General features: G+C 65.4%; 10 protein-coding genes, 1 tRNA gene and 1 pseudogene. 3 read left to right on the forward strand and 9 right to left on the reverse strand.

Annotated features, from left to right (window positions below; all coding sequences use genetic code 11):
- Nucleotides 1-26: 26 nt before the first annotated feature.
- Both RWX87_RS02185 and RWX87_RS02190 read right to left on the reverse strand, forming a co-directional pair.
- Nucleotides 27-917 (reverse strand): ABC transporter permease, encoded by an 891-nt coding sequence (locus RWX87_RS02185; RefSeq protein ID WP_314686413.1) that lies wholly within the window; start codon nucleotides 915-917, stop codon nucleotides 27-29.
- 10 nt (nucleotides 918-927) lie between these two features.
- Nucleotides 928-1,869 (reverse strand): ABC transporter permease, encoded by a 942-nt coding sequence (locus tag RWX87_RS02190; RefSeq protein WP_399552272.1) that lies wholly within the window; start codon nucleotides 1,867-1,869, stop codon nucleotides 928-930.
- A 495-nt stretch (nucleotides 1,870-2,364) separates the two neighbouring features.
- Here RWX87_RS02190 and RWX87_RS02195 point away from each other — a divergent pair, with 495 nt between their 5' ends.
- Complete coding sequence (locus RWX87_RS02195; protein ID WP_314686416.1) at nucleotides 2,365-3,006, forward strand: winged helix-turn-helix domain-containing protein; 642 nt, start codon at nucleotides 2,365-2,367, stop codon at nucleotides 3,004-3,006.
- Nucleotides 3,007-3,044: 38 nt separating this feature from the next.
- Nucleotides 3,045-3,203, forward strand: coding sequence for a hypothetical protein (locus tag RWX87_RS02200; protein WP_314686417.1), 159 nt, complete (start codon nucleotides 3,045-3,047; stop codon nucleotides 3,201-3,203).
- A 135-nt stretch (nucleotides 3,204-3,338) separates the two neighbouring features.
- On the opposite strand, the gene RWX87_RS02205 is transcribed toward RWX87_RS02200, so the two are convergent.
- From RWX87_RS02205 to RWX87_RS02225, 5 genes and pseudogenes are all read right to left on the reverse strand, one after another.
- Nucleotides 3,339-4,871: a dicarboxylate/amino acid:cation symporter gene (locus RWX87_RS02205; protein WP_314686419.1), complete on the reverse strand. Its 1,533-nt coding sequence runs from the start codon at nucleotides 4,869-4,871 to the stop codon at nucleotides 3,339-3,341.
- A gap of 339 nt (nucleotides 4,872-5,210) precedes the next feature.
- Nucleotides 5,211-5,537 (reverse strand): type I restriction endonuclease subunit R, EcoR124 family, encoded by a 327-nt coding sequence (locus RWX87_RS02210; protein WP_314686421.1) that lies wholly within the window; start codon nucleotides 5,535-5,537, stop codon nucleotides 5,211-5,213.
- A complete protein-coding gene (rhuM, locus tag RWX87_RS02215; protein WP_314686424.1) occupies nucleotides 5,534-6,550 on the reverse strand; it encodes a RhuM family protein in 1,017 nt (338 codons plus the stop codon). Before rhuM ends, RWX87_RS02210 begins: the two co-directional genes overlap by 4 nt.
- Nucleotides 6,551-6,593: 43 nt before the next feature.
- Nucleotides 6,594-6,770 (reverse strand): annotated as a pseudogene (locus RWX87_RS02220) (type I restriction-modification system subunit M N-terminal domain-containing protein); the annotation flags it as partial.
- Between the two features lie 140 nt (nucleotides 6,771-6,910).
- A tRNA-Pro gene (locus tag RWX87_RS02225) sits at nucleotides 6,911-6,984 on the reverse strand.
- A 226-nt stretch (nucleotides 6,985-7,210) separates the two neighbouring features.
- Between RWX87_RS02225 and RWX87_RS02230 the strand changes: the two genes are divergently transcribed.
- Entirely contained in the window at nucleotides 7,211-8,497 is a 1,287-nt protein-coding gene (locus RWX87_RS02230; protein WP_314686427.1) for an ABC transporter permease, read from the forward strand.
- 78 nt (nucleotides 8,498-8,575) lie between these two features.
- Here the strand turns inward: RWX87_RS02230 and glgX are convergent, their stop codons facing one another.
- Nucleotides 8,576-10,696 (reverse strand): glycogen debranching protein GlgX, encoded by a 2,121-nt coding sequence (glgX, locus tag RWX87_RS02235; RefSeq protein WP_314686434.1) that lies wholly within the window; start codon nucleotides 10,694-10,696, stop codon nucleotides 8,576-8,578.
- A 119-nt stretch (nucleotides 10,697-10,815) separates the two neighbouring features.
- Complete coding sequence (locus tag RWX87_RS02240) at nucleotides 10,816-11,511, reverse strand: NUDIX hydrolase (protein WP_314686429.1); 696 nt, start codon at nucleotides 11,509-11,511, stop codon at nucleotides 10,816-10,818.
- Between the last annotated feature and the right edge of the window lie 176 nt (nucleotides 11,512-11,687).

Raw genomic sequence — 11,687 nt, forward strand, 5'->3', positions numbered from 1 at the left:
GCTCCGTTCCGTGGTCGTCGCTTCGGTCATCCTTCAGCCCTCCCTGCCGAGCGCGAATACGGGTCGATGGCGTCGCGCAGCCCGTCGCCGATGAGCTGGACGGAGAAGGTGAGCAGTATGAGGACGAGCGAGGGGAAGAGCAGCACCCAGGGGGCGGTGAGTATGACGTCCTGCCCGTTGTTGAGAAGGGTCCCCAGCGAGGTGTCCGGGGCCTTGATCCCCAGGCCGAGGAAGCTCAGGGCCGTCTCGCTGTTGACGGCGGCGACGACGCCGAGGACGGTGTTGATGACGAGCACGGATCCGACGTTGGGGATGAGATGGCGCAGGATGATCCTGAAGGACGAGACGCCCATGTACCGGGCGGCCCGGATGTACTCCCTCTCGCGCAGGCTCAGCGTCAGCGTCCGGAGGGTCCTCGCGTAACCGACCCATCCGAACGCCGTCAGGCCGAAGATGAGCCAGAGCCAGTCGTTGCCTCCCGACGACCCCCCGATGATCAGCGCGATGAGCAGGAAGGAGGGGACGACCAGAAGGGTGTCGAGGATCCACATGCCGATCTTCTCGACGATGCCCTCGAAGTAGGCGATGGCGGTCCCCACGAGGGCCGCGATGATGGTGATGGCGATGGAGCTGATGAAGCCGATGGACAGCGACCGTCCCAGACCCCGGATGATCAGGGCGTAGAGGTCGGATCCCCCCGTGGTGGTCCCGAGCCAGTGCTCCGCGCTGGGCGGTTCCGACAGGGCCAGGAAGTCGGGCTCGTCATAGCTCCATCTGCCGAAGCGTCCGCCGAACACCGCGAAGAACACCAGAATCCCGAGCATGACGAGTCCGACGACCGCGGAGGGCCGCCGCATGAAGCGGCGCGCGTACAGCGTCAGTCGTCCGGTGCGTTTGAAGCCTGTGTCGCGCGACATGCCATCCCCCTCAGCTCAGACGGATTCTGGGGTCGATGCACGCCGAGAAGATGTCGGCGAGAAGCGCGCCCGCCAGGGTGCATGCCCCGCCGAACGCGGCGATGGCGACCGACCCGTTGATGTCGTTGTCGTTGATGGTCTGAACGAAGTAGCTGCCAAGGCCGTTGATGGCGAAGACGGTTTCGGTGATGACCGCCCCGGTGAATATCCCCGCTATGGAGAACGCGACGTCCACGGCCGTGGGAATCAGCGAGGTGCGGAGCGCGTGCCTCCGGATCGCCTTGTTCAGGGTCAGCCCCTTGGCCCGGGCTGTCCGCACGTAGTCGGCGTTCATGGTGTCGAGAAGATAGGTGCGCTGCGTGAGATGGTATCCGACCATGCCGGGGATGGTCATGACGATGGTCGGCAGGACGAGATGCTGGAGGAAGTCGGTCACCCACAGGAGGGGGTTGCCGCCGCCGTAGGAATGCAGTCCGGTCACGTAGAAGATGCGCTGGCCGAGAAGGTTGTTCGCGCTGATCGCCAGGTAGACGACGACGAGAGCCAAGACGGCCGTGGGGACCACGAGGAAGAAGGTGGCGAGGGACCCGAGGGCGCGGTCCTGCCACTTGTACTGCCGTATCGCCGTGTACACGCCGATCCCCACGCCGAAGACGATCGATAGGATCGTCGCGATAGTGACGAGCTGGACGGACGCCCAGATGCGGGTGGCGATGGCAGGACCGACGGGCGCCTGCTCGGGGCTCAGACCCCAGTTCCATTGGGTCACGATCCCCCGGAGCCATCTGGCGTACCGAAGCAGGATGGGGGTCTTGTCGTTGATGTTCGCCAGGTCGAGGGAACGGTCGATGGAGGCTATCGGAGGGTGGGGATGGCGGGACATGTAGTTGGAACGCGGGTCCATGAAGGCGCTGGCCAGGAAGTAGGTCAGCGACGTCGCGATGAAGAGCATGACCACGTAGTTCGCGCAGCGCCTGAGGATGTATCGGATCAAATCGGCAGCCTCCTTAGCCCGGTGACGTCACCCGTGTCCGTGTCCGGGACGGCGCGTCCGTCTGGTATGGGATGGGCTCCCGTCGCGGTCGGTTGGAATTATATGGATGGCACGATTTCCGAGGACGCCTCATTCGGTCCACGCCAAGGCAATCGCCTCGCATCTGTATTGGCAGAATGGCGGAATTCCAACGAAAGACGAAAACGCCTCCGCGACGGCGGGAGCGGGAAACTATGAAGTCGAGAAGATCCGCTGAAAATCCGTCACCCCTCTTTCGCCCGAATCGGCTTGATTCCATGAAAGGGACGATCTCAAGGATTTCATTCGTGTAACCATAGGGAAACACTTGGCGCGGATTGGCGGTAGATTTCTCATGAAATACCGCATCGAGGACCATATTCCGGACGTGTCCTGAGTATCCGGCGCCCGAGGGAATCGGAAGGAGACCAGACGATGAACGACGACCGGCAGCAGGTCCCCGACCTCTTCGAGATCGACGATGCACGGATGGTCCGGATCATCTCCCAGCCGGTACGGTACGAGGTGCTCGAGGAGCTCTTCCAGCTGCAGGAGCCGAGGACCGCAACGGAACTCGCCCGCAGCGTGGGCATCTCCCCGAGTCTGATGAGCTACCACCTGCGCGAACTGGAGAAGGTGGGAATCGTACGCCGCCGCTCCTCCGCCAGGGATGGCCGCGAGGCGCTCTGGGTGCCGAGCGCGCGGCACTACCGGGTCACGGTGAGCGCGGAGCCGCGCCCGCGGGTGCGCATGCGGCTCATGGATGCGATGCTGGCGCCTCTTCGCCGCCGCATCGGCCTTATGCTGCAGCGACGCACGGAGCGGAGACGACAGGGTGATTTCACCGATGATGAATTCACGCTGCTCTCGATGGGGACGCTGATCCTCACGCATGAGGAGGCCTTCAGGGTGCGCGACGAGATCCGCGAGGTGTGGAGCAGGTATGAGAGGCTGAGCGAGGGGCGACGACCCGAGGACTATCCGGTGAACGCGGTCTACGTGTGGTCGTGCCTGCCCGATGACCGTTCGCAGGCGTCGGACCAGACGGCCGACCAGGAGGAGGGACGGCCGCACTGACGTCACGTTCCGGGGCGGCGCACGCCAACGCCTCTCCCATGCTCACCCTGGCCACCGCCCTGGGATCCCTGGTCATGGGCAGTCCGATCACGGCGTCCGAAGTCGTCGAAGGCATGGTCATCGTCGGCGGGGTGACGCTCACGTCATTGTCGGGCGGAAGGCGCAGGGACGGCGACGGAAGGTTATGGGGCGGATGAAGGCCACACGCTGAGAAAGGACTCAACGACTCCCTCCGATTCCGTCGTCTGCGACGAATCAGCAGACGACGGAATCGGAGGGATCTGAGTCACACCCGCACGGGGAGCCGTTTCCCGACTTTCCCGCCGCGGGGTTTACCGCATCGGAGGAACGATGCGCGTCGATGCCGCAGGCCTCGCCACCGGTCCCTCAAGCGCCTCGCCGGCGGTGTGAAGGGACAGCGTCAGGGGGACTGCGCGCGGAGCGGCCGACGCGGAGGCGGAGACCTCGGACGGCGCGTCTGCCACGGAAGCGGCGTCGACGGCGACCGGCGACGCCTCGGCGGACACGGCCTGGGCATCCTCCTCCGAGTCGTCCCAGGTCTTGCGCCCGTAATACAGGTCGTCATCGAGACGCTTCTCGGTCGCCGCGACGATATAGGCGGTGTTGGCTGCACCGGCCACGTTGACGGCCGTGCGTCCCATGTCGACGATCTGCGAAATCGGCTGGGCGACGGCGATGAAGGCGACGGGCAGACCCGCGGAGGCGAAAAGCGCCGTCGCCGTCACGGTGGCGGTTCCGGGGACTCCCACGGTTCCGATGGAGACGAGCAGCGCGAGCACGACGAGCAGCACATACTGCCCGATGCTGTAGTTCAGGCCCTGCGAGTTGATGGCGAAGACGGCGAGAAGCACCGGCCAGACGCCGGCGCATCCGGGCATGCCGAGATTCGCGCCGAGGGTCGCGGCGAAGGAGGCGATGTCCTCGGGGACGCCGCTGCTGCGCAGCTGGCGGACGGTGACAGGGATGGTGCCGATGCTGCTTTCGGAGGTGAACGCGACTACCCCGGCCGGTCCGTACGCCTTGAAGAAGTACAGCGGGTTGACGTGTGCCGCCGCGGCCAGGATGAGCGGCTGGACGACGAACAGCTGGATGGCCAGAGCGATGTAGGCGACGCCGAGGACGGCGAGCAGCGGCAGCAGAGCGGCGACGTCGCTGTTGCTCACGGCCGCGGCGATGAGGGCCAGAGTCGCGTACGGGGTGAATCCGACGACAATCTGCGTGGCCTTGGAGAACACCACGTTCCCCGCGTTCGCCAGGTCGACGAACGGGGCGACGGCCTTGCGCCCGCGGTCGGTAGCCGGGGCCTTGTTGACCGCGATGGCGACGAGCAAGGCGAAGAGGATGACGGGGACCACCTGGTTCTCGGACCAGTTGCCGACGAAGTTCGACGGGAAGAGCCCCTCAAGCGTGTCCAGCACGCCGGGGACATCCCTGGTCGCGGTCTTCGTGGGCGTCCAGTCGAAGCCCCGCCCGACCTGGAACAGCTCGGCGAGGAGCAGCGCGAGAACGGCGGCGGTGAGGGTGTTGACGAGGAGGAACACGACGGTTTTGACGCCGATCCCCTTCAGACGCACGGACTGGCCGAGGCCGGTGATGCTGGCGATGACGCTGAAGACGAGCAGGGGCACGACGATGGCCTTGATGGCGTTCGCCCAGACGTCGCCGAAGGCGGCGACGTAGCTCACGTGGTCCTTGAAGACCACCCCTATGGCGATGCCGAGCGCCGTGGCCACGATGACCCGGATGCTGAAGTTCAGATGACGGCCGCGGTGCAGCCAGGCCAGGCCGGCGAACAGGACGACCGTGACCGCAAGCGCGGTCCAGTTGAGGGCAAGATCAGACACGATGGCTCCTTTCTTTCAAGGCGACACCGTATCCCACGGTCCGGGCTCGGCACCCGGTCGCGTATCGGAAGATGCTATGGAGCGTTATCACGCCGCCTTGCGTCCGATCGGACATCCGTTTCCCATCCGCGGCGCCGACGATTCGACCGGTGGGCATTCCCGGCATGTGCGTGCATCACCACACGTCGCGATCATGCGCGATTCATCCACGGAAAATCGATGACGAACATCAACCAAGGAATCCATGCCTTCGTGATGCGTCACTATTCACTCCCAGCGGTCAAGGATTCCGGACAATCTCGATCTCGTTCTTCGTGATGTAGTCCAGAACGGCCACGGTCAGCTCTCCCCCACGCCCAGCCCCATGAACCTCCTGAAGAACGCGCTGAGCTTCTCCACCACGCGCTGCTTCTTCTCCGCGTGGCCTCCGCCGGCGGTGAACCGCGACGTCGGCGGCAGGATCGTGGTGATGACGGTGCCGCTGGTCTGCAGGGCGCCGTCACGGAAGGCGTTGCGCATGAAGTTCTCGGTCTGTTCCGGCTTGAGGCGCTCCTCGCTGATGATCTCCTGGAGCTCCTGGTCCCGCCGCCGGTCGACGAACCGCCGCCATTCCTCGTCCACCGCGCCGGTGAAATCCTCCCACGTGGGCAGCGTGACGCTCATCATTCGCCCTTCCCGTCGATCATGCGCATCGCCAGCGCGACCATCATGTCCTTCTCCTCCGGGCGGCTCATCGACACCATCAGCGTGAGAGCCGTCAGGGCGTCACCGCTGATCCTTGCGGTCCCGGACCCGTCGGCGGCCATGCCGTTGCGGTCGAGGAACGTCATGAACAGCGCGGCCGCTGTCCGCTTGTTCCCGTCGGCGAGCGGATGGTCCTTGACGGTCAGGTACAGCAGGTTCGCGGCCTTCTCCTCGACGGTGGGATACAGGTCATGCCCGCCGAAGCTCTGGTAGATGGAGCCGATGACCGCCTCGAGGCCGCCCCCGCGCTCGTTGCCCAGAAGATCGTCCTCGGGGAAGGCCGACCGGAGTCCGGCGATCACTTCGCGCGCCTCCCCGATCGTCAGGGTCCAGCGCGGCGTGGCCCTGGGCGAGGCGCTGATCTCTCCCGCGTCATAATCCCGCAGCAGCCTCAGACTGGGCAGATACGCCGAAAGGACGTCCGCCGCGCCGGCGACCAGCGGGTCCGTCGAACGGGAGAGGATACGCACGACCTTGCCGATGGCGTTAAGCCTCCGCTGATTGATGACGGCCCCCTCAATCAGATAGCGTTTCAGGACGTCGTTCGCCCAATGTCGAAAACGGATACCCTCGGCCGACTTCACCCGGTATCCCACGGAGAGAATCATGTCGAGGTTGTAGTGTTCCATCTGGCGCTCGACGAGCCGTCGCCCCTCCCTCTGAACTGTCGCAAATTTTGCGACAGTTGCGGAACCAGCGAGCTCCTCCCGCTTGGCGCTAGCGATATGCTTGCCGATAGTTTTGACGTCACGACCGAACAATGCAGCCATCTGCTGCCGTGTCAGCCAGACGGTGTCCCCATCGGTGTGCACGTCAAGACGCACCGACCCATCGGGCGATTCGTACAGTGCTATGACGTCGGAATGGACTTCACCGGCCTGAGTCTCGCCGAAGGAACGTGGTTGCATCCGTAATCCTGGGATCTTGTCATCCATATGATTCCTCCGCCGTGTGGAGCCTGCATCCAGACCCCGTCTTGTCATCCGGAAGCCGCTCGTAGTCGAAATCGGGGTTGCCGGCCTCATGCTCGCCGCGGTTGATGTACGACGTGAGGTTCTCGCTAATGTACCGGTAGAAGAGAAGACCGAGCACGTAGGACTTGAAGTCCCAGCCGTCCACGGAGCCGCGAAGATCGTTGGCGATCCTCCAGATCATCCGATGCAGCTCGGAACGCTGGCCTTCCTTCGTCGACGGAGTCACCCGGCACCCTTCCCATTCCCTCGTCCCATGCGGTGGCGCGACATCGCGCTTCACTCATCGTAGAGCCGAGGAAGGTCGGGAACATGCCGGATCCGTCGGGCCGGCGGGATTTGAACCCGCGACATCCTGCTCCCAAAGCAGGCGCGCTACCAAGCTGCGCTACGGCCCGAAGCCCTCTGCAGGGCACGGTTGACCATACTACCGCAGAGGGGGGCGCAGACCGGGAAGGCGGCACGCAGGAACGGGAAGCGACTCCACGAAGATCGGAACGTCACCACGATGGGCGGAAGATCACCACGCGGAAGGAGAACAGGCAGATCCGACGGAACCCGGCATGGACATCACCAGCCCCGGACTCCCCCGGCCGGTAGACTGGCCACGAGCGGGGAGGCAGCATGGGACGTCATCAGCGGGCCGAGACGGCCGGGCTCATCTCGAGCTTCGTCTGCGCGCTCGTCGGCTGGACGGGCATGACCCTGTTCCTGCGGTACGCCCCCGCCATCTGGCAGGTCAGCCAGCGCCTGTATATGGCATGCTCAGCCATCATCGCTGCCTGCGGCACGATGTCCTTCGCCATCGGCTACGCCCGCGAATCCCGCTCCTGGAGCCTGCGCTACGGATGGCTGGCCCCGATCCGCCGCGTCGTCGAGATCCTCGCCCTGTCCACCGTGTACGCCGCCACGCTGTTCTTCACGTCCTTCATGACCCTGCGCATGATGAACTATCTCTTCGGCCGCTCGGTCAACGACCTTCTCGCAGGGTTATGCGCCGGATTCGCAGCCATCAGCGGCTATCTCACCTTCGTCCAGGCCGAGCTCATGGACGCCAAGACCCTGGCCGGGCTCCTGCCGCTGTTCGTCGTCTCCGGCGTGAGCACGGCGGGTCTGACGAGCGACGATCCGTACTGGTCGGGCAACAACTTCTCCCAGCTCGGCGACCGCACCACCTTCGCCGCGCGGATGTTCAACTCCACCCTCATCCTCGCCGGCGTCTGCGTCATCATCATCAGCTACTTCGCCGTCACGGAGCTTGTCACCACGCATAGGCTCCACCGGATGCGCGACGGGAGCGCAACGGACTCCGGCGAGCCCAGGCATTTCCCCCTGCGTACGGGCATCCTCACGACGCTGCTCATGCTGTCCGGAGTCGCGTTCATCGGCGTGGGCGTCTTCCGCTACACGCCGCATCCCATCCTGCACAACGTCTCCGCCCGCAGCCTTCCCGGCATCATGGGCATCCTCTTCCTCGCCCTGCCATGGCTGGCCCCGCAGCTCTCGCGCGTCGTCTACGTCATCTCCGACGCGGCCATAGCCCTCTGCGCGGTGTCAGGAGGCCTGTGGCTCGCCGGGCGCACCACGCTCACGACCGTCGAGGGCCTGGCCGGAATCCTGTTCCTCGGATGGTTCATCGTCTTCTCACGGCAGATAGCCGCCATCGAGGCCGACCGCGTGGAGGGCAGCCTCATCGCCGCCCAGTCAGTGGGTTCCGTGGAATCCGCGGATTCCGTCCCTCGTGGTGGGCCCGCCGTCTCCGCGAGGGACGGGACGGCGTCCGCCGCCGAGGGGAGCGTCACGGCCGGAGGACCGTCCGCCGCAAATGCCGGGCAGGAGATCATCGAAAGGCTGCGCGTTCTGCCGCAGGGACGGCTGCCGCAGGGACCGGCGGGCACACGGAACCGGTAGGGAGCCGGCCGTCGGTCGGATGCCGGCCGCTGCCTCCCTGTCTGCATGCGCAAGCGGCCGCATGCACGAGCGGACCCCCTAGAACTCGACGGGCTGCTCCGGCTTCGTGGCGCTGCGCAGCAGCAGGAAGCTGCGGGACTGTGCGGTGATGGCGAAACCGGCCTCATAGCTGAGCTCCGGCCCCTTGGGGTTGTGCGTGTCGACGACGAGCTGCCATTTGCTGCCGTAGCGCTCGTCGGGAAGAGTGAACATCATCGGCTCGTAGTGCGCGTTGAAGATGAGGATGAAGTCGTTGTCGACCATCCTGTTGCCGTACCAGTCGACCTCGGGGATGTCGGATCCGTTGAGGAAGATCATCACGGAGAAGGCATGCGTGTTCTGCCAGTCCTCCATATCCATGATCCGCCCGTCATGGTCGAACCATTCGACCTGCGGGATCTTGTCCTTGTCGTCGCCGGGCTCGCGGCCGGTGAAGAAGCGACGCCGGTGCAGCACGGGATGGTCGAGACGCAGATGGATGAGCTTGGAGACGAACTCGAGCAGGTCCTGACGGGCCGGGCTCGCCTCCCAGTTCGTCCACGAGATCTCGTTGTCCTGGCAGTAGGCGTTGTTGTTGCCCTGCTGCGTGCGGGCCACCTCGTCTCCGCCGCAGATCATGGGGATGCCCTGGCTGACGAGCAGAGTGGCGAAGAAGTTGCGCATCTGGCGCTGACGCAGCTCGATGACGTCCGGCTCGTCCGTCGGCCCCTCGACGCCGCAGTTCCACGAGCGGTTGTTGCTTTCGCCGTCGCGGTTGTCCTCGCCGTTCGCGTCGTTGTGCTTCTCGTTGTAGCTCACGAGGTCGTTCATGGTGAAGCCGTCATGCGCGGTGATGAAGTTCACCGAGGCGACGGGCCGGCGGCCGTTCTGCTGGTAGAGGTCCGAGCTGCCCATGAGGCGGCTGGCGAACTCCGGAAGCGTGGAGGGCTGCGAGCGCCAGAAGTCGCGCACGCAGTCGCGGTAGCGTCCGTTCCACTCCGACCAGCTCGACGGGAAGCCTCCCACCTGGTAGCCGCCTGAGCCCAGATCCCACGGTTCGGCGATGAGCTTGACGCGGGAGATCACCGGATCCTGCTCGACGATGTCGAAGAAGGCGGAGAGCTTGTCGACCTCCTGGAACTGGCGGGCCAGCGTGGCCGCCAGGTCGAAGCGGAAGCCGTCGACGTGCATCTCCGTCACCCAGTAACGCAGGCTGTCGGTGATGAGCTGCAGCGCGTGCGGCGAGCGCATCAGCAGCGAGTTGCCCGTGCCGGTGGTGTCGAAGTAGTGCCGCTCGTCACCGTCGACGAGACGGTAGTAGGACTTGTTGTCGATGCCGCGGAAGCTCAGCGTGGGGCCTCGGTCGTTGCCTTCGGCGGTGTGGTTGTAGACGACGTCGAGGATGACCTCCATGCCGGCGCGGTGATAGGCCTTGACCATGGACTTGAACTCGTTGACCTGCTCCCCGCGCTGCCCGGAGCTCGAATAGGAGTTCTGCGGCGCGAAGAAGCCGATGGTGTTGTACCCCCAGTAGTTGCTCAGCCCCTTCTGCTGGAGGAACGAGTCGTTGACGAACTGGTGGATCGGGATGAGCTCGATGGCCGTGATGCCGAGGTCGTGCAGATAGTCGATGACGGCGGGATGCGCGAGTCCGGCGTAGGTGCCCCGGAGGTCCGGGGGGACGAGCGGATTGAGGTTGGTCATCCCACGCACATGCGCCTCGTAGATGACGGAGTCGTGGTACGGGATGAAGGGATGCTGGTCGCTTCCCCAGTCGAAGTACGGGTTGATGACGGCGGCCTTCATGGTGTGCGCCGCGGAGTCCAGGGTGTTCATGGACTTCGGGTCGTCGGGGTTGTCGAACCAGTAGGAGTACAGGCTCTCATCCCCGTCGATGTTGCCTTCGATGGCCTTCGCGTAGGGGTCGAGAAGCAGTTTGCTGGGGTTGCATCGCAGTCCGTGCGCCGGGTCGTAAGGACCGTGGACGCGGTATCCGTAGAGCTGCCCCGGCTGGATCCCCGGGATGTAGTTGTGCCAGACGTACGAGTTCTGCTCGGTCATCTCGATGCGGGTCTCATAGTCCTGGTCGTCGAAGAGGCAGAGCTCCACCTTCTCGGCCACCTGGGAGAAAAGGGCGAAATTCACGCCTGCACCGTCGTAGCTTGCTCCCAGAGGGAACATCGATCCGGGTCTGATCTGCATAGGAACCAGTATCGCACGCGGCCGCGGGCGAGGTCCCCCGACCGGGGAAAGGGGTGGAAACCTCCACCGACGCCTCCGCCCGCTTCACGCGGAGCCGATCATCGCGACGCCGCCGAGGGGTCCGCGGTGATCGGTCCCACCGGCAGGTCCTCCGCGCCGCGGACGCGCCGCAGCAGCCTCTCCTGGAGGATGGCGATAAGCGAGTTCGAGGCGGCGACGTGCGCGGCGAGCAGCTCCGGCCAGCTCACCCACGCGGACTCGACATGCTCACTGTCGTCGAAATGCGTGGCGGCGACGTCGAAGCGACGCAGACGGACGATCATCACATGCGCAAGCTCGTCCGTCATGCCCTCTGAGGAGTAGCAGTCGGCGACGCGTTCGATCGTCACGTCCGCCGGCTCGGTCCTGACGCCCGTCTCCTCCGCCAGCTCGCGCAGAGCCGCATGCCTGACGTCCTCCCCCGGGTCGATAAGCCCTGCGGGCAGCCCGTTGACGAAGCCGCCCGAACCGACCCGGTATTCGCGTTCGAGCAGATAGCGGTCGCTCGCCACGTCATGGACGAGCATGACCACGCAGGGCGCATGGCGGATGAGCTGCCGGCGGATGCGGTCCGTCCCGACGCCTCGGGTGGGCAGGTCGATGAGCACGTCGTCGACGGCGAAGATCGGGCCGGCGTACACCGTGCGCCTGTCGACGATCCGCGCCTCGGCGGACATGTCCACGCCGTCGGAGGAGGAGGCGAGACGCCTCGCCAGACCCGACGGGCCCGACGGCTCCGCGCTCCTCCCGGTCATCGCATCCTGCGTCATCCCCACGGCTCCCTTCGCGTCCGGCCGTCCGGTGCGCCGCGATGCCCATCGCACCCGTTCCGCCGGCGTCCCGTACCATACGCATGCCGTCTCCATGCTAGGACCGGGCCCGGGAAGCGGGGTTTCGCGCTCGGCCATACGCGGGCGAACGGTTCCGCGAC

The sequence above is a fragment of the uncultured Bifidobacterium sp. genome (assembly GCF_963540075.1).
Classification (GTDB): Bacteria; Actinomycetota; Actinomycetes; order Actinomycetales; family Bifidobacteriaceae; genus Bifidobacterium.